This window comes from Cytobacillus sp. (assembly GCF_964223445.1).
Lineage (GTDB): Bacteria > Bacillota > Bacilli > Bacillales > Cytobacillaceae > Cytobacillus.
This window is the reverse complement of sequence record NZ_CAXQGS010000022.1, coordinates 1-18,576: the sequence shown is the minus strand read 5'-3', so window position 1 is coordinate 18,576 and position 18,576 is coordinate 1. Positions and strand designations below refer to the sequence as shown.

The following is an 18,576-nucleotide window of genomic DNA, read 5'->3' as shown; positions in this document are numbered from 1 at the left end:
ATGAGAAATCCTTTTGTAATGGATTGTGGAGAATTCCATGTAAATTATAAACAAGATATGGCCATCTGGAAAATCTCCAGAGTAAGGATGCGGGTATTCATTCTTCTGGCAATATTTGCAGTCTTTCCGATGTTTGCATCCGATTATATCATTGGACTGGCAACGCTTTGCGGAATTGCCGCGATTGGTGCGATTGGCCTGAACATCCTGACGGGCTTTACGGGCCAGATTTCCATAGGGGTAGGCGCGTTTCTCGGAGTAGGCGGATATACGTCGGCCATTCTGACAGCCAAGCTTGGATTAAGCTTTTGGATTGCCATGCCGACAGCCGGCATTGTGACGGCGATTGTAGGCGGACTATTCGGATTGCCTTCCTTAAGGCTAAAAGGATTATATTTAGCCATTGCGACACTGGCAGCACAGGTAATCATTTTGTTTATTATTTCCCGCTGGGATGCGCTGACAGGCGGAACAGCCGGAATGGTTCTATCAAGGCCTGAACTTGGCAGTTTTGTCTTTTACAGTGAGCGGAGCTATTATTATTTGATGTTTGCAGTGCTGATTATTACGGCCACCTTCACCCTGAACCTCTTCCGGTCGCGGGTCGGCAGGGCATTCATAGCAGTACGTGACCGTGATGTAGCAGCAGAAGTGATGGGAATCGATCTGTTTAAGTATAAAGTATTGGCATTTATTGTGAGTTCCTTCTTCGTTGGCATTGCCGGAGCTTTACTGGGCCACTATACCATGGTTGTAAGTCCAGAGCTATACAGCATTACAGTGTCCATCGAATACTTAGCAATCATACTGGTCGGCGGATTAGGGAGTGTATTCGGGTCGATCTACGGAGCTGTTTTCATTACATTGCTTCCAGTTGTTCTAAGATCAGGTGTAGAAATGATGAGCGGGGTTTTTCCAGACTTATCTGCAGTCTTAATAGGTATGAAAGAGGTAGTATTTGGCCTAGTGATTATCTTATTCCTGATTTATGAACCGCAGGGACTCGCGAAAATATGGAAAAATATTAAAGACTACTTTAAACTATGGCCATTTTCTTATTAATTCCCGGGTAATAATTTCTGAAAATTTTGAAAGTAAAACTTTCAAATTTTTATAAAAAAGAGGTAAAAATGAGGGGGAACATTATGAAGAAGGTTTGGAAAGGTTTATTGGCAGCAACATTAATGGCTGGAATGCTGGCTGGCTGTTCAGGAGGCAGCGAGGAAGCATCGGGTGACAAGAAAGGCACAGTCAAAATCGGCGGTATCTTTGACCTTACGGGCGGTACCGGGGATGTTGGAACACCATATGCAGAGGGTGAAAAAGCATTTTTTGAATCCATTGCAGGAAAGGAGATCAATGGATATAAGCTCGAATTAATCGGTGATGACTATGCTTATAAAATTCCTGAAGCCCAAAAACTTTATCAGAAATTGAAATCAAAAGATAAAGTATCGGCCATTTTAGGATGGGGGACAGGTGACACAGAAGCGCTTCGCCAGCAGGTGGCAGCTGACAAACTTCCATTCATCTCGGCTTCATACTCAGAGAATCTAAAAAATATTGACGAAAGCCCATATAACTTCCTGGCCGCAGCTTCATACTCAGATCAGGCAAGATCCGTACTGAAATGGATAAAAGACAATCACACTGGCGGCACACCTACTGTAGCATTAATATACAACGATACGGCTTTTGGAAAATCCCCAATTGAAGATGCCAAGAATTATGCAAAGGAAAATGGCATTGAAATTGTTGATGAGCAAATAGTTGACCTGAAAACACTTGATGCAACCTCCCAATTACTGAACATGGAAAAGAAAAATCCTGATTATGCGATTATCAACCAAACTTGGGGGGCAACCGCAACGATTCTAAAAGATGCTAAAAAGCTTGGCCTTGATACACAATTCATCGGTTTAAACTGGGCTGCAGGTGAAGGTTTGCTTCCAATTGCGGGTGATGCGGCTGAAGGATTTATCGGGGTTGTCACACATGCATTCCCTTATGAAGATCTTCCTGGAATGGAAGAAATCAAGAAGTTCGTAGAAAGCAAGGGTGAAAAGCTGGAAGACAAGAACCAGAAATTTATCCAGGGATGGGTTTCCGCCAAAATTATGGTTGAAGGCCTAAAACTTGCTGAAGACCCGACTTCAGGTGAAGGAATCCGTGCCGGCCTGGAGAAAATCTCAAATCTGGATCTTGGCGGTCTAGCCGCTCCAGTTACTTTTTCACCTGACAATCATGCTGGCACCAACCAAATTCGATTGGCAGAAGTGAAGAACGGGCAGTTTGAAGTGTTCACTGATTATATCGGCTACTAAAATGATGGGGGCGAGGTTTTTTACCCGCCTCCTGTTAACTTTTACAGGCTTGGAATATCGCTAAATTGTGAACAATGCAAATAAATTCGAAATTTGGCAAACAAGCGCTTGGCATTCGCAAATAAATCTCAGGTTTTGCAAACAAACCTGGAAAACCAGCAAACAACAAATAATTCAGAACTTGACCTTGGAACGAATAAATAGAGAAAGAGTTAATAAAGCTGGGAGGACAGATGTATGCTGACAATTAACAATGTCGAAGTGATGTACGATAAGGTCATCCTTGTACTAAAGGGGATGTCGATGGTGGTGCCGAAAGGGAAAATAGTTGCTTTGCTCGGCAGCAATGGCGCAGGGAAAACCACCACCCTTAAAGCCATTTCCGGACTGTTGAAGAGTGAGAATGGTGAAGTGACAGACGGATTTATCGAGTTGTATGGGGAGCGCATTGATGTTAGCGATGCTGAAACCATCGTAAAGAAAGGGATTTTTCAGTGCATGGAAGGAAGGCGCGTGTTCAAGCACCTTTCTGTGGAAGATAACCTGATTGCGGGTGCACATACCAGGAAAGACCGGAAGAATATTAAAAGTGATATTCAAAAAGTTTATCATTACTTTCCAAAGCTTGAAATGCTGAAGCACAGGCAGGCCGGATATCTGTCAGGAGGAGAGCAGCAAATGCTGGCCATTGGCAGGGGGATTATGGCAAAGCCAAAGGTGCTGCTTCTCGATGAGCCTTCATTGGGACTGGCCCCGCTATTGGTAAAAGAGATCTTCGGGATCATCAAAAAAATCAATGAAGAAGAGGGTACCACGATATTGGTAGTTGAGCAAAATGCCAATGTTGCCTTATCGATTGCCGATTATGGATACATCATGGAAAACGGCCGGATTGTAATGGATGGAACGGTGGACCGGCTCCTTTCCAATCAGGATGTGCGTGAATTTTACCTTGGTATGGGAGATAAGGGACGGAAAAGCTATAAAGATATTAAATCTTATAAAAGAAGAAAGAGGTGGCTGTAGTGGAAAAGCTGAAGGAAGTGATTCAGCATGCATATGACAGTGCCAAAGGATTTAAAAGTCAGCTTGAAGAGGCACGCATTTCTCCAAGTGACATTCTATCTCTCAAGGATTTACAAAAAATTCCCGTGCTTAAAAAAGATCGATTGCCGGAATTGCAATCAGCAGACCAGCCCTTCGGAAGCCTTGCAGCTGTAAAGCCAAATGAGATGGCACGGATTTTTATGTCACCAGGTCCAATTTATGATCCGCAAACCACTGAGAAGGATTTTTGGCGTTTTTCAGAAGCTCTCAGGACAGCCGGGTTTAACAGTGATGATATTGTACAGAATACATTTTCCTATCATCTTTCACCGGCAGGCTTTATGTTTGACTCGGCACTTCGTGAATTAGGTGCAACTGTAATTCCGGCCGGAACCGGGAATCGGGAGCTGCAGATCCAGATCATGAAGGATGTCCTGGTAACCGGCTATGTGGGAACTCCGAGCTTCTTTAACCTTTTGCTCGATGCCATTGAAGAGAAAGGATGGAAGATTGGTAACGAAATAGCGATTAACAAAGTATTCTTCACTGCTGAAATGCTGACTGAACAAATGCGGAAAAGGTGTGAAGACAATGGGATTTCGGTATATGAAGGCTATGGAACTGCCGATTGCGGGTGCATTGCTTTTGAAGACAAGCAGGGCCCTGGCCTGAGAATAACTGATTCTGCCATTGTACAAATCTGTGAACCGCAGACTGGGTGGGAGGTTTCAGATGGAGAAGGTGAAGTGGTTGTCACTCTATTTGATAAAAGCTACCCGCTCATCCGCTTTGGCACTGGCGACCTCTCCCGCTGGGTTAAAGGGTACGGGGGAAAACGGATTGCAGGAGTGCTGGGGCGTGTTAGTGATGGAGTAAAGGTTAAAGGAATGTTTGTACGAGAAAAACAGCTTGCACAGGTTTTGAATGAAGCAGGGTATTCAGTTTTTCAGGCTTTTGTCACAAATGAGAACGGGCAGGATCAGCTTACTATTTTCGTAGAATCTGAGCAAGGGTTGGACTCTGAGCTTTCATCAAAAATTCAGGACGTGATCAGGGTCAAGCCAATCCTGGAATTAACAGCGGCAGGCTCAATTAAGAAGGATGATAAGAAGCTGGTGGATAACCGGAACTACGAATTAAAAAAGGTGTAGTAAAAGGAGGCTGATTGAATCGGCCTTCTTTTTTGTGGAGAACTGAATTTGTACTCTGAAAAAAGCCGAAAGAGATCATGATTTTAAAATGGGAAATAATCTTTCGCATTAACGCCAAAAATGTGGTGTGGAGGAGGAAAATGGTAGTTAACCAGCCGGATTAACGCGTAAAAAGGTAAGAGGGAGAAAAACCGCAGCTAATCAGCTGCTATCAACAAAAATAGAGTTGCAATCCCCAAATAATCACAATTGGTGCCGCTTATAAAAAATCAACGACTGCCATCGCTATTCTCACATTCCACTACTAGAAACAATCCTTTATAATAGGAAGTCACGTTTGTAACCTTCATGCCGGAATCCTGTATAGCCAGAAGTGTATCACGGTTTAGATGGCAGCCGTCACAAATTCGTTTCCATAGAGGGGTTAAGGCTTCCTGGGCAAATGCCAGAGCGGGCTGCTCCATTTTTACGTGTTCAAAGAATAGTATTTTTGCCTTTGGCTTACAGACTCGTCTGATCTCCGCGAGTGCTTTGTCAGGGTTTGGTATCGTGCAGAAAACAAGAGTGGCAACTGCTGAATCAAATGTTTTGTCCGCAAATTCAAGATTTTCAGCAGACTGCCGGTGGATATGGATAGGAACACCAGCCGCATTCTTGCGTGGAATAGATTTTTCAATCATTGCCTGACTTGGTTCAATGGCAGCGACCAGAGCCGCATTTTTGTATAATGGGAAGTTGATGCCTGTGCCGGCGCCAACTTCAAGTACCCGGCCGTCCGCCATGGAAAGAATTTCACTTCTGATTTTCCGGAATTTTCTTATTTCAAGAGGCTGCATGGCCAAATCATATAGGGATGGGAATAAGCTGCTCAAAATTTTCACTCTTTTCTTAATAGCTGTCTTTTTCTATTTTACCCTTTTCCGAAAATGAAACAAGCTGGTACCTCTCTTAGGGCACCAGCATCAATAAATCAAGGGAGGCTGTCGAACATTTCGTTCAGCTTTTCATATGTGTCCGGATACTTTGCCTCATACTGAAGGTAGGTTGGGACAGGGTAGCGCACACCGCCTTTGTGGGTCTGCTTTAATCCCTCAGCAAATTCATCTGACATTGAAAAAGGAATAGTAAAGGCCATTTCGTGATCATGTGTCTGCCCGAAAACCCTATCACCATAGCATGGCAGTATCACCTGTGGCTTACCCGTTTTTATGGTCTTAATAACGATATCGGCACAGTCAGCTCTAGCTGTAAATGTGGATGTAATTTCACCGCCCGTATGATAGAGGGCAGCAGCAACCATTCTCATGACTTGGGCTGAATTCCCATAAACAGTGATTACTTCCGGTTCAAATGCTGCTCTCCCCAGAGGAGCCATTAAAATAGTTCCCGCTTCCTCCTTTGAAAACTTAGGAACGGCCGCTTCGGTTAAGGCACCAAGGTCACAGGTTTTTGTATACATGCCATCTGTTAAGCTTCCTTTTGAGTAATAGTCCAGTTCCACTTCAAATCCAAAAGCGATTTTGGCAATTGGGCATGATAAGTCTTCCTTGCCCATGGCAATGGACCAGCCATATCTTCTTGACATGGTCACACCCTGGCAGATGCTGAATGTTTTGCCAAAGTCTCTTGCCGGACGTTTTACCCTGTCAGGCAGTTCCTCCCCTTTTTTTAAAACTCTTATAGCCAGCGGAAAAGTATCGGGTCGCACATATGTAAGAATCGCAGTTTCCAGATCAGAAAGTTTTTGGGCTTGAATCGTTTCCTGCATCATAATCCCTCCTTTAGTTATTAGAATAATTCTGTAAATTATATGGATTAACCTGCATATTTAGGCTTAATTTTAGGAAACATCATAATATTCCAGTTGACATAAAACCAAAAGGTTGTATATGATTTAAATGAAACCAAAAGGTTGTACTTTATAATTAAAGGAGAGTATGTATATGGAAACACTTCAGGATATTAAACAGACAGTTATACTTAATGCACCGATTGAAAAAGTTTGGAAGACAGTTTCTACATCTGAAGGGATTGAAGCCTGGTTTATGCCAAATGATTTTAAGGCTGAGCTGGGCTATGAATTTCATATTCAGTCCCCATTTGGTCCGTCCCCGTGTAAGGTCACAGAACTGGATGAACCTAATCGGCTTTCTTTTAAATGGGATACAGATGGCTGGTTTGTATCTTTTCTATTGAAAGATTTGGGCGGCAAAACTGAATTTACGCTTATACATGGCGGCTGGAAACAGGCAGATGAACTAGTTGAGAAAGCTCAAGCTGAGAGTGCGGTTATCCGTGAAAGAATGTCTCAGGGATGGACTGGAATTCTTGCGAAGCTTGGCAAGGTTGTTGAGGAATAATGGGTGCTTCTGCCAGGAAACATGATGTGTTTCAGGCAATCGCCGATCCAACGAGGAGAGAAGTATTGAGGCTGCTGGCCGAAAAAGAACGCCCGATCTCAGAGATAAGCGCTCATTTTCCCATAAGCCGGACTGCCATATCAAAACATCTTCATATCCTTTCTGAAGCTGAGTTAGTAAAAGGGAAAAAGGCAGGCAGAGAAAGAATCTACCATCTCCAGCCTGAGCCGCTGACAGAATTGAAGCAATGGCTGTCCTATTATGAACAATTCTGGAATAATAAGCTGCAAAAACTTAAATATATAGTTGAAGAAGAAAATGAGTGATGTCCTGGAAAAAGAGCTTCTGCAGCTCTTTTTTCTTTTGTATAAAAGTAAGGTCTTTATTCTTAAAGATATAATATAATGATATTTGTGTTTACTATTTTGAGAAGGAGTCCTTAGGATGTATCAGACGTTTACTTTACAGGAGAAGATCAGGCAAATTACCATCATGCTGATTCCTATACTAATCACGCAGCTTGGCATGTTTGCAATGGTCTTTTTTAATACGATCATGTCGGGAAGATATAATGCTTCAGACCTTGCTGGTGTAGCGATAGGCTCATCCATTTGGAATCCTGTTTTTACCGGGCTCAGCGGAATTTTAATGGCTGTTTCTCCAATTGCTGCTCAAGCGTTTGGAGAGAAAAAGAACAAAGAAGTTTCTGCTATCGTGAAAAATGGAATATTTCTTGGCTTTGTTATTGCCTTTGCCGTCATCCTGTTGGGTTCATTTTTGCTTGACCCGCTGCTTGGGAGCATGAATCTTACTGATGCTGTGGAAACAACGGCTCGGGGCTATCTTGTGGGACTCAGCTTTGGAATCATTCCTTTATTCATATTTAATGTTTTAAGATCTTTCATATATGCACTCGGCAAAACGAGAGTTGTAATGGTGATTTTGTTTTGTTCGCTTCCAATCAATTTCTTTCTGAATTATGTCCTGATATTTGGCTATTGGGGATTTCCTGAATTGGGAGGAGCAGGAGGAGGGTATGCAACTTCTATCACTTATTGGTTCATCCTTGTCATGACTGCTTTTATTATAAAAACGAAGGAGCCTTTTTCGAGTTATACGATATTCAGCGGGCTTCATGATTTTTCATGGGATAAAGGTAAAGAAATCTTAAAGATTGGAGTACCCATGGGATTGTCAATCTTTTTTGAAACAAGTATGTTTGCCGTGGTGATCATCTTAATCAGCAGGTTCAATGTGACAACTATTGCGGCCTATCAGTCCGCCTTAAACATTGTTTCTTTCCTGTATATGATCCCGATCAGCATTTCTATGGCGCAGACAGTGTTAGTCGGATTTGAAGTGGGGGCAGGCAGGTATAAGGATGCAAAAGCCTACAGCTGGCTTGGCATCTATTTAGCCGTATTGATTGCCTTGTTTACTGGGCTGCTGGTTGTTTTCTTCCGCTATAAAGTTGCAGGTTTTTATTCTACTGATAGCGCTGTTATTACCTTAACTGCCCATTTTCTAATTTACGCCCTGTTTTTCCAGATTTCCGATGCCATCCAAGCTACTGCACAAGCTGCATTAAGAGGATATAAAGATGTGAATATTTCTTTTGTTATCACATTGGTTGCCTATTGGCTGATCTGTCTGCCTGCTGGCTACGTCCTTGCACATCATACCAGCCTTGGGGCTACTGGATATTGGCTTGGCCTTACGTTCGGGCTTCTTGCTGCAGGTGTTTGTCTTTCAATGAGGCTCATCTTTATCCAGAAGAAGAGATTTATCAATGAAGAAATAAGGGAAGCAGGCTAAAAAACCGTCTGGCCGATTAATGCGGCATTGAACTGCACCCCATTTGTTAGGCACAACTAACAAATGGAGGTGCAGTTTTTTATTAGTAAGTTTTTTTGACATCTTTCTGACATATTGCACCGATATAGTAAAGTCGAGGTTAAGAATGCTTGGCCTTGAAAATGATCAGGAGGTATAGTAATGAAAAAAACAATCATTGGTTTTAGCCTTGCCGGTTTATTACTGGCAGGGGGGTATGCAACAACATCTTTTGCCGCAGATACAGATGCTTCTGCAGAAAAAGGCGGGTTAAGCTGGAAATTTAAAAGCAAGGGGCCTGGCCATCAAGGCAGGGGGGGTACTAATGACTCTGAATCTATCCTTCAAAGGGCTGAAGAGCTCGATATTAAAACAGAAGGAAAAGATGCTGAAACATTAATTGGGGAAATCAGGGAAGCAGAAATTCTGAAAGAAGCGAAGGAGCTTGGGATTAAAACAGAAGGGAAAGACACTGAAGACCTTAAGGAAGAAGTATTGCTTACTAAGCTGAAAAAGGAAGCAGCAGAATTGGGCATCAAGACAGAAGGAAAAAATGCAGAAGCTCTCCATGAAGAAATCGGTACAGCAAAGCTGAAAGAGAAGGCAAAAGAACTGGGAGTATCGACTGAAGACAAAGATTTGGAGACTCTAAAGAAGGATATACAGACTGCTTCCGTAAAAAAGCAGGCAAAGGAGTTTGGAATTTCTGCTGATGGAAAAGATTTGCAGATCTTATCTGAAGAGATATTTACAGCATCAGTAAAAAAAGAGGCTGAAAAGCTGGGAATCTCCATAGAAGGCAAAGATATCAGGGAAGCTGCACAAGAGGTCTTTTCCGTGAAGGTCAAGAAAGAAGCGAAGGAACTGGGCATATCTATAGATGGGAAATTCATTCAGCAAATCGCCAAAGAGGTTAGGGAGAAAAAAGTGGCAGACCTCGCTAAGGACTTGGGTATTCCCACCAATGACAAATCAACAGCAGACCTAATAGAGGAAATAGAAGAAAAAGACAGTGCTAAATTACAGGACGTTCTTGGAGAAACATTTATGGGGATCAAAGGATTTGGCAAAAAGGAAATGAGAGGCAGTTATGGGCATGGCAAAGATGGCAGCATGAAACAGCGGGTATCTAAAGAAGATCTTACTGATACAAGTACAGATTCAGGCTCTTTGTAATAAGTTTTAAAAATCCCCGTGTACAAATTCGGGGATTTTTCTGTATAGTTAATTTATTGGAGGAAGGTAAAAATGAAAAAAATCCTTGTAGCAGAAGATGAATTAGCTATTTCCAAGGTTTTAAGCGCCTATTTGCAGCGGGAAGGATTTGAAGTTCTAACAGCATATGACGGCACCAATGCCCTTGAGCAATTTTTCAATCACTCACCTCAGCTTGTGATCCTGGATATTATGATGCCTGGCATGGATGGCTGGGGTGTACTCGAAAAAATACGTGAAAAAAGCGCATGTCCTGTCATCATGCTTACAGCGCTGGGGGATATCGATTACAAGTTGAAGGGCTTGAATACAGGTGCAGATGATTATATTTCAAAGCCATTTATTGGGGATGAGGTTGTTGCACGTGTGAATGCCGTTTTACGGCGATCAGCAAATATGTACACGGATGATCAAATAAAGCAATATGGAAGCTTAACGATAAATTTTGATGCGCATACCATTTTCCTGAATGGCAAGGAAGTAAGTTTGACTCCTCGGGATTTATCTTTGCTGCTGTTTTTGGCTGAAAGGCCAAACAGAACTTTCACCAGGGATCAGTTGATTGAACATGTCTGGGGAATGGATTATGACGGAAGCGACCGTGCTGTCGATTTGGCCGTAAAAAGGATACGGCAGGCATTAACGGACTGGCCGGAAACAGAAGGTGAAATAAGGACGCTCAGAGGAATGGGGTACCAATTCCATGTTTATGAAAAGTAATAAAAGAACAACACTGCTCCGCTATTGGACAACCCGCTATCTTTTTACACTTGTCATCGGACTTATCATACTGGCAGCGGGATCTATGTGGTGGATCAGGCAGACAACTCTTGAAAACCGGCTGAATTTGCTGCAGTATGTTGCTGATGAAACAGCGGGGCGTGTCGTACAGCAGGACGGCGGCATCGAATTCGATCCTTTTTTTAACAGAATGCTTGAGGAAAGAGCGAAGCTCCTGGAATTTAAATTTGATCCCCAGGTTTTTATAAGTGATTTAAATGGACAAATTTTATATAAGAAAACTGGACGTATGCAGAGGAATAACCAGGCTGGTCCTAATCTCGGTACTTTGCCTGCAGATTTGCTTGAGAACCAGAAGAATGTCCAAAAACTGGATACACAGGATGGGCAGGCCGTGTATGCGGTCAAGTCGGTAATATCATTCGACAATAACCAGGTTGGATGGGTCGTGGTGGTCCAAAGCGCAGATGATTTGACGAACGTAAATCAGGAATATTCCCTGTTATTTATCATGCTCACAGGATTGGGATTGCTTGGATGGAGCGTCATTTATTTTCTTTCGAGGAAAATTTCGCGGCCTATTCAGGAAGTAGCTCAGGCTGCCTCGAAAGTCAGCGAAGGAGACTATAAAATCGACCTGAAAGCCAGGGCCAATGAGGAAGAGATTCATAATTTAATCATATCGTTTAAAGAAATGACAGAGCGGCTAATGCACCTAGAAAAACTAAGGGCAGAATTGCTGGCTGGTGTCACACACGATTTGAAAACACCTGTCACATCTATAAGCGGCCTAATTCAGGCAGTGCGTGACGATGTTGTAAGCGGTGAAGAAAAAGAGGAATTTCTTGATATTTCCTTAAAAGAAGTAAGCCGTTTGCAGAAAATGATTGAGGATTTACTCGATTTCAATTCATTATCGGCTGGTGCCTTTTCAATCAGGCCTGAAATCTGTGATATGAATAAGCTCTTGAATGATATTGTGAGGCAATGGGCTTTATCACAGAAAGGCCATTTTCACTATAGTGTGAAAGTGCCCGCTGAAACCATTTGCAGATCAACAGACCCGTACCGTCTTCAGCAGGTTATGATTAATTTATTGAATAATGCTTATCATGCCATTGATGAAGATGGCAGCATTACTGTTATTTTAACTGAAAGATTTATTGAGGTTCATGATAACGGATCAGGAATAGCCGCAGAGGAGCAGCCTTATATTTTTGAGCGTTTTTACAGGGGGGAACAGAAGAAGCTGAAAGTAAGAGGGCTTGGCTTGGGGCTTCCTTTCAGCAAACTGCTGGCTAATGCTCTGAACGCAAATTTATTTTTAAAAGAAAGTTCGGCAAAAGGCAGTACATTTACGATTAAGTGGGAAGAAGAAGGGTAGGTATAAGCGGGGAAGACTTGCTTGCCTATCCTTTTTTGGAGGTGAATAAAAACTTTGCATGATGAGATGCGGAAGGTTGAATGGATTTTGGGCTCGCAGGCGGCAAATTTCAGCAGCTATTTTTCATGGCCTTTTTTCATATTTAATAAGAATTTAACGGCAGCATATACATTTTTGACTCCGAAATAATCTGGAGGGTAGAATAATAATGTTCTTTAAATAGATGACTAGACAGTAATGAATGTTTTAAATGAGGGGGCATTCGATGGAGACTAACTCTTCCAAGTATGAAATAAATGTAAATGGATCTTTATTCGATTGGGATTTGGATGATGCAACTTTTAGATTTGAGAATGACGAAGTAGTGGTATTTTGGGTTAACACAGCTTTCAAGACACTGCTGGACTCCATTGAAGAAATCTCTGGTGAAAAGTCGGCCGAGCTTGTGATGGAAACAGCTGGATACCGTACAGGGAAAATTGTCAGCAAATTTTATTTGGAATCGAATAAAGAAAAAGAAGACATTATCAATCATCTGCCCAATATTTATCTAACTGCCGGATGGGGAAAAACAGACATTGTTTCCTTCTGTCTTGAAGAAAAGAAAGCCATTGTACGTGTAAACAGCGGCTGGGAATATAAGATTAATATGGCTCAAAAGAAAAAAACAGAAGGTGCTTTTTTGCCTGGACATTGGGCAGGGGTGTTAAGCGGCCTGTTTGAAACAAATATGTGGTATAAGGTGAGACATAGCCAGGTCCAGGGGGATCCGTATTCCGAATATGAATTTTTTATATCCGAAATTACACCTTCCCAGAATATCAGTGCAATGATAAAGGCGCGGACTCAAAGCGCCCAGAAAGAGCTGGAAAAGGAAATTACTGAGCAGACCAGAGTATTATCTGAAATCATTAAAGAGATTTCTTCTCCTATTATACCTGTGATCGACTCCATTTTGGTCATCCCTTTGGTTGGAAGATATGAAGAGCTGCGGGCAGAGGAATTGCTGAACAGAACATTACTGAATCTTCCCAGATATAAAGCTGAGTATTTAATACTGGACTTAACTGCATTAAAGGGTGTAGATCAATATACTCTGGATTTCCTTAAGAAATTTGTCAGGGCTGCTTCCCTTTTGGGCAGCAGCTGCATATTCGTCGGGATTTCACCGGATCTCAGCCTCCAAATAATCGAGAGCGGTAATAAGCAAACACAAATTCCATGTTTTTCTATTCTGCAGCAGGGTATCAACTACGCATTAGATCAATTGGGAATGGAGATTTCTCCTAAAAAATAAAGAGTAAAAACCAGCATTTAGGGCCAATGCTGGTTTTTTACTTCTTATTAATGTTACTGGCCTTTGACGATATTTCCTTCCGCAGGTATAGGATGAGCTTTTAACATTCTGGCAAAATGGATTAAATTGTAGGCCATTATTTTGGCATGCTGTCTTGTAAAGTCATTTTCATAGCCCTTAGCTTCAATGAAGGATGGGCCGGGACCAGCCTCTCCAACCCAATAGGTGTCAACGTTTGGCGGTATGGTGAATCCCATATGGGAGAGTGAATATAGCACAGAACGGGAAACTTGTTTGGCCCCATCTTCATTGCCAGTCACCACAACGCCGCCAACCTTGTTGTAATAAATATACTGGCCTTTTTCATTGGTCAGACTGCTTCCCCCATATAATCTTTCGATAACTTGAGTGGTGATGCTGCTCTGCTCGCCAAGCCATATGGGAGAACCAAGGATAAGGATATCTGCCTCTTCCACCTTCTTAAAAATATCCGGCCATTCATCCTCCTGATCCACAGCTTCAGAAGTAATGCCGTAACCAATCTTAAAGTCTGCAGCTGTAATAACCTCTGTTTCCACTTCCGTTTCATCAAAAAATTTAATAACCTCATCTATAAGTGCACCGGTATTGGAGGGTTCACTGCTCTTTTTTAGCGTACAGTTTAACACCAAAGCATTAATTGGCATGTTTAATCAACTCCCTTTCTATTATCCAATACTCTTAATTCCCTTTACTTTCATTCAAAAACAATAAAATAAAGGAAATGTGATGATTTTAACGAATTACATAATTTGGCATGAGATTGGAGGGGCTGAAATGATCTATGAAATGACGGTTCAATTCCGGGTTCTGGATATGAAAAAGGGTCTGTGGTGGTATGAAACTCTGTTTAATAAAAAGCCTGATTGCATTCCGCATGAAGGATTTGCAGAGTGGGAACTCATTACAGGGTGCTGGCTTCAGATAGCTGAGGGTACCCCCAGTATAGGAAGCGGTCCAATTAGGCTGGGCGTGCCTGATCTTGAACAGGAACGTGAAAGACTAATCACAGAATTAAAAATAACACCATTTGATATTCATACAAGGAAAGAAGTCCCTGTTAAGTGGGCTACATTTTCGGATCCATGGGGAAATAGAATTGGATATTTTGAATATATCGATAAGCATGAAAAGGAAAATCAAATAATAAAAGCAATTAAAAATACACTGGGGAGATGACTGCTATGGATCATCATTTTATAGAGAGAGAGGAAGGCTTTACCCTTCATTATCTGGAATGGATACCTGCATTCTAGAATGACAGCCTTCCAGTAATATGCATTCATGGGAACCTTTCAAATGGAAGAATGTTCAGGTGGATAGGAGAACTTTCTCAAGGAAGATGGGGAATACCAAGACGGGTCATTTCTATTGATTTAAGAGGACATTCCGTTTTTGATCCAAAAAAACAAACAGAAAGTATTTTCAAAGATTATTTTGCCAGCTTGACATAAAAAGGAGGACGTAATGAAGATTCGAAGTATTGGCCATTCAGAGCCCCCTCCTATGAATCTGCTATTATTGGCAGATCCTTCAATTGAATTTATTGAGGATTATCTAAATCGAGGGAAAACATATATTGCAGAACTTAACGGAGCAGCAGTCGGCGTTTATATCCTTCTTGCCACAAGGCCAGGAACCTGTGAGATTGTTAATATTGCCGTTAGTGAAAAATACCAGGGAGAGGGCATCGGCAGACAGCTTCTTCAGCATGCAATTGAGCATGCTTTTCAAGGTGGAAATAAGACCCTTGAAATTGGTACGGGGAATTCCAGTATTAGACAGCTGGCTCTTTACCAAAAATGCGGTTTTAGAATCACTGGGGTCGATAAAGATTTTTTTGTGCGGCATTACAAAGAAGATATCCATGAAAATGGAATTCATTGCCGGGACATGATCAGACTGTCTATGGATTTACAAAGACAGTCCCCAAATGACTAGGAACGATGGTGAAAAGGGCAGACTAAAAGCTGATTTCATGAATGTTATGCTGTAATGTGTTACGTTAAAATTAGAACAGTCAGAAAAGGAGTGTTTGGGTTTGCGTGAAAAGGAAACTTTAAAGGAAGACATTCTGAATGCCTATCAATTCAGGCATGCGACAAAGGAGTTTGACCCAAATAAAGAAATCCCCGTAGAAGATTTTCAATTTATATTGGAGACAGGCCGTCTGTCACCAAGTTCATTTGGTTTTGAACCGTGGCGTTTTGTGGTTGTTCAGAACCAGGAGCTCCGTGAGAAAATTAAGAATGCCTCCTGGGGAGCATTCGGTAAACTGCCTGAAGCAAGCCACTTTGTTTTAGTTCTGGCAAGAACGAAAAAAGATACTAAATATGATTCCCAGTATTTGCAGGATCACTTTAGAAATACCCTGGGTATGCCGGAAGAAATGATGGAAAAATATTTACAGCGGATTGAGGAATTCCAGAAGTCTGATTTTGATCTTCTGGAAGGAGACCGCCCTCTTTTTGATTGGGCCTGCAAGCAAAGCTACATCGCACTTGGGAATATGATGACCGCTGCTGCGCAAATTGGCATAGATTCCTGCCCTATTGAAGGCTTTGACATTGAAAAAATGAATAAGCTGCTTGGCGAGGAAGGTTTGCTTGAAGAAGGAAGCTTCGGTCTGTCAGTAATGTGTGCATTTGGGTACAGGGTGAAAGACCCAAGGCCGAAAACACGCAGACCATTCGATGATATTGTAAAGTGGATTGATTAGGAAAAGAGCTTTGACTCTTTTCCTTTTTTATTGTTTAAAAAAGGAAATTGAAATTCCAGCTAGAAAACTAATAAGTAATCAAACGCTCCTAATTAAGAAAGGAAATTATTTATGAAGATAACAAAAGAAAGATTTGAGAATACAGGCAGATGGATAAAAAGGAATGCAAGGCCTCTTGAATCTGCTTTATGGTCATACCATTTTGAGGATCGTAATGATGAAGGGGTAATAAAATGTATTGAAGCTTTTCAGAATGAAGATGGAGGATTCGGCCATGGCATTGAACCTGATTTCTGGTCACCTTACTCGTCACCGATGGCTTCCTGGACGGCCGGACAAATTTTGATGGAAATTGGAGCAAAACCCGGGTTAAATGTTGTACAAAAACTAGTGAATTATTTGGAACACAGCTATATGCATGAGAAGAAAATTTGGCCATCAGTGATGCCTTCAAACAACGACTACCCCCATGCTCCTTGGTGGCATTGGACCGAGGGGGTTCAGGAAACTTGGTCTTATAATCCAAGTGCAGAGCTTGCCGGGTTCTTATTGCATTGGTCACTGCCTGGAAGCAGTGCTGCTGAAATAGGATGGGAAACCGTAAAGAATGCAGTTGCATATTTAATGGAAGCTGATGAGATGGATAGACATGAACTCAATAACTTTCAGCAGTTGATAAAGTTAATGTCTAAGCAGGAAACTGAATTTGATTCCCGAATTAATTACTCTCTCAAGCATACGACTGAAAAAGTGAATACTCTTGCATACAAAGCTGCCGGGAAGAACAAAGGAGATTGGGGATTAGGCTATACAGCCACTCCATTGGATTTTGCTGAGCATGCTCAAGTAACCTTGCAGTTGCCATGGCGACATGTCCACCTTGTGAGTAGCCGCTAATGAACAGTTTACCTGAGTCATCTACGTTCACATAATCGCTGTCATTGGCACGTTTTTGTCTAGCAATGATTTCGCGTGCGCTATCTAATGCATCAGCCATATCAGTTGCTTGCTGCTCTGCGACAAGATACGGATGATAATCAAGTTTTGAGTCATCGTAACCTGCATAGTTTGGTGCGACCACGATATAGCCTTGTGCAGCAAAGTTTGCGGCAATCAATGTCGACTCACCAACCGCTGGATTCTGAGTGTTGGCCACTTGGGTAAAGTCATAGTCTTTATCGGTCGTTGTGCCATGAGCGTAAAGCAAAATAGGTCGGTCACCTTGGCAGTCAGCACTATCACCACTTGGTAACATCAGAGCTGCGGTCGCATTGGTGCGCTCGCCTGCCGCACCAACCGTCGGATAACTGACTTTTTCGATTTTTATATCACATTTAGCAGCAGGGGTGGCGGTGCCATTTAGGCCAAACTGGCCATCTATTTGCGCGGTACTAAATGAGCTGATACTCTCAACTGACGTATCATTACGAACAATGATATCGTTATCATCGTCGCCGCACCCAACCAGCAGTAAACTACTGGCAATAGCAACTGACAGTAGGCAGCGTGACATCGTGGGTTTATGGTTGGTAATAGACATTGAGTGAGAAGCATCGGTAGATAACTTAGTGTTAGTACCTGTGGTAGATTTGATCATTATTGCTGTCCTTAGCAGTGGTGAATCAGACGTTGCTGAGACTCCTTGGCAGTATATGCGTCCATTTTGATAGGTTTTTTGTCATTTGTGCTTATTAAGTAGCTGGGTACGATATCCGCCAAACTACTATTGTTTCTTAAACCTTACTATTTATACCGCAAAATATTATGAAAAGCTACTGGAAAACATGTACTTAATCGCGCTCTTTAAACGATGTAAAACTGCTTATCGCCATTAAACCAGTTCTAGCTTCGCTTTGCGCTTTATTGTACGATGTCCCAAAATACAATCCCAATACAGATAACCCTTTATGCAAACCTCTAATCAAAATATGTCATTGTCCGACAATCAACCGATAGATTCTGTGGAAAAAACCACAGCACCAGAAGACACACGCACTGATCGTAGCTTCGATAGCATTGCTGATCATTTCGAAAAAAAGGTCTACGGCGGCTTAAAAGGAGAGATTAGACTGGCGGTACTTCGACGTGATATTTTTGAATACAGTGCGCAGATGAGTGAAGCGCTTGGGCGACCGTTACGCATCCTAGATGTGGGTGCAGGGCTTGCACAAATTACCATAGAGCTTGCTGCTCAAGGTCATAGCGTGGTCATCAATGATATCTCAGAAAATATGCTCGAAAAAGCAAAAGCAAACGCTGAGCAAATTGATCAAGAGCTAGATATCACGTGGTACGTTTGTCCATACCAAGCGCTTGCAAAAAAATTGGTTAAAGAAGTCGATAAATTTGATTTGATTATGTCGCATGCACTGCTTGAATGGTTGGCAGAGCCCGCTGCCGTGATGAGATCGGAAGAGCACACGTCTGAACTCCAGTCACCTACCAGTATCTCGTATGCCGTCTTCT

At 42.1% G+C, this 18,576-nt stretch carries 19 protein-coding genes; 15 read left to right on the top strand and 4 right to left on the bottom strand.

All coding sequences use genetic code 11. The annotated features are described in order from the left end of the window. From ACEQ1T_RS02765 to ACEQ1T_RS02750, 4 genes are all read left to right on the top strand, one after another. The gene (locus ACEQ1T_RS02765; RefSeq protein ID WP_206843509.1) at positions 1-1,062 is read left to right on the top strand and encodes a branched-chain amino acid ABC transporter permease; all 1,062 of its coding nucleotides are present in this window, start codon (positions 1-3) and stop codon (positions 1,060-1,062) included. A gap of 83 nt (positions 1,063-1,145) precedes the next feature. Continuing rightward, positions 1,146-2,324: an ABC transporter substrate-binding protein gene (locus ACEQ1T_RS02760; protein ID WP_206843511.1), complete on the top strand. Its 1,179-nt coding sequence runs from the start codon at positions 1,146-1,148 to the stop codon at positions 2,322-2,324. Between the two features lie 237 nt (positions 2,325-2,561). After that, positions 2,562-3,350 (top strand): ABC transporter ATP-binding protein, encoded by a 789-nt coding sequence (locus ACEQ1T_RS02755; RefSeq protein ID WP_009333564.1) that lies wholly within the window; start codon positions 2,562-2,564, stop codon positions 3,348-3,350. Beyond that, positions 3,350-4,522, top strand: coding sequence for a phenylacetate--CoA ligase family protein (locus ACEQ1T_RS02750; RefSeq protein WP_206843513.1), 1,173 nt, complete (start codon positions 3,350-3,352; stop codon positions 4,520-4,522). The genes ACEQ1T_RS02755 and ACEQ1T_RS02750 overlap by 1 nt, the downstream gene beginning before the upstream one ends. A 269-nt stretch (positions 4,523-4,791) precedes the next feature. Here ACEQ1T_RS02750 and ACEQ1T_RS02745 read toward each other — a convergent pair whose 3' ends face one another. After that, positions 4,792-5,394, bottom strand: coding sequence for a class I SAM-dependent methyltransferase (locus ACEQ1T_RS02745; protein WP_370221644.1), 603 nt, complete (start codon positions 5,392-5,394; stop codon positions 4,792-4,794). Positions 5,395-5,492: 98 nt separating this feature from the next. Further along, entirely contained in the window at positions 5,493-6,293 is an 801-nt protein-coding gene (locus ACEQ1T_RS02740; RefSeq protein ID WP_206843516.1) for a DUF169 domain-containing protein, read from the bottom strand. A gap of 172 nt (positions 6,294-6,465) precedes the next feature. On the opposite strand from ACEQ1T_RS02740, the gene ACEQ1T_RS02735 reads away from it, so the two are divergent. The 7 genes from ACEQ1T_RS02735 (at position 6,466) to ACEQ1T_RS02705 (ending at position 13,352) form a co-directional block, all read left to right on the top strand. Then, complete coding sequence (locus ACEQ1T_RS02735; RefSeq protein WP_206843518.1) at positions 6,466-6,882, top strand: SRPBCC domain-containing protein; 417 nt, start codon at positions 6,466-6,468, stop codon at positions 6,880-6,882. Then, positions 6,882-7,208 (top strand): helix-turn-helix transcriptional regulator, encoded by a 327-nt coding sequence (locus ACEQ1T_RS02730; RefSeq protein WP_206843520.1) that lies wholly within the window; start codon positions 6,882-6,884, stop codon positions 7,206-7,208. The genes ACEQ1T_RS02735 and ACEQ1T_RS02730 overlap by 1 nt, the downstream gene beginning before the upstream one ends. A 118-nt stretch (positions 7,209-7,326) precedes the next feature. Continuing rightward, a complete protein-coding gene (locus tag ACEQ1T_RS02725; RefSeq protein ID WP_370221643.1) occupies positions 7,327-8,697 on the top strand; it encodes an MATE family efflux transporter in 1,371 nt (456 codons plus the stop codon). A 180-nt stretch (positions 8,698-8,877) separates the two neighbouring features. Further along, positions 8,878-9,891, top strand: a complete 1,014-nt coding sequence (locus ACEQ1T_RS02720) for a hypothetical protein (protein WP_370221642.1) — start codon at positions 8,878-8,880, stop codon at positions 9,889-9,891. Between the two features lie 72 nt (positions 9,892-9,963). Further along, on the top strand, positions 9,964-10,650 hold the full coding sequence (locus ACEQ1T_RS02715; RefSeq protein ID WP_206843528.1) for a response regulator transcription factor: 687 nt from the start codon (positions 9,964-9,966) through the stop codon (positions 10,648-10,650). After that, positions 10,634-12,055: an ATP-binding protein gene (locus ACEQ1T_RS02710; protein ID WP_370221640.1), complete on the top strand. Its 1,422-nt coding sequence runs from the start codon at positions 10,634-10,636 to the stop codon at positions 12,053-12,055. The genes ACEQ1T_RS02715 and ACEQ1T_RS02710 overlap by 17 nt, the downstream gene beginning before the upstream one ends. 265 nt (positions 12,056-12,320) lie before the next feature. Beyond that, the gene (locus ACEQ1T_RS02705; RefSeq protein WP_370221639.1) at positions 12,321-13,352 is read left to right on the top strand and encodes an STAS domain-containing protein; all 1,032 of its coding nucleotides are present in this window, start codon (positions 12,321-12,323) and stop codon (positions 13,350-13,352) included. Positions 13,353-13,405: 53 nt separating this feature from the next. On the opposite strand, the gene ACEQ1T_RS02700 is transcribed toward ACEQ1T_RS02705, so the two are convergent. Then, positions 13,406-14,038 carry a flavodoxin family protein gene (locus ACEQ1T_RS02700; RefSeq protein ID WP_211202651.1) on the bottom strand — a complete coding sequence of 211 codons (633 nt, stop codon included), beginning with the start codon at positions 14,036-14,038 and terminating at the stop codon, positions 13,406-13,408. Between the two features lie 130 nt (positions 14,039-14,168). Here ACEQ1T_RS02700 and ACEQ1T_RS02695 point away from each other — a divergent pair, with 130 nt between their 5' ends. The 3 genes from ACEQ1T_RS02695 to ACEQ1T_RS02685 all read left to right on the top strand — a co-directional run bounded on the left by ACEQ1T_RS02695 (position 14,169) and on the right by ACEQ1T_RS02685 (position 16,110). Continuing rightward, on the top strand, positions 14,169-14,570 hold the full coding sequence (locus tag ACEQ1T_RS02695; RefSeq protein WP_206843537.1) for a VOC family protein: 402 nt from the start codon (positions 14,169-14,171) through the stop codon (positions 14,568-14,570). A gap of 288 nt (positions 14,571-14,858) precedes the next feature. After that, positions 14,859-15,332, top strand: coding sequence for a GNAT family N-acetyltransferase (locus tag ACEQ1T_RS02690; protein WP_370221638.1), 474 nt, complete (start codon positions 14,859-14,861; stop codon positions 15,330-15,332). 100 nt (positions 15,333-15,432) lie between these two features. Next, positions 15,433-16,110, top strand: coding sequence for an NAD(P)H-dependent oxidoreductase (locus tag ACEQ1T_RS02685; protein ID WP_370221637.1), 678 nt, complete (start codon positions 15,433-15,435; stop codon positions 16,108-16,110). A 730-nt stretch (positions 16,111-16,840) separates the two neighbouring features. On the opposite strand, the gene ACEQ1T_RS02680 is transcribed toward ACEQ1T_RS02685, so the two are convergent. Then, positions 16,841-17,707, bottom strand: a complete 867-nt coding sequence (locus ACEQ1T_RS02680) for an alpha/beta hydrolase family protein (protein ID WP_370221636.1) — start codon at positions 17,705-17,707, stop codon at positions 16,841-16,843. Positions 17,708-18,071: 364 nt separating this feature from the next. Between ACEQ1T_RS02680 and ACEQ1T_RS02675 the strand changes: the two genes are divergently transcribed. After that, positions 18,072-18,576, top strand: a 505-nt coding sequence (locus ACEQ1T_RS02675) for a methyltransferase domain-containing protein (protein WP_372530232.1), incomplete at its 3' end; no start/stop codon positions are given.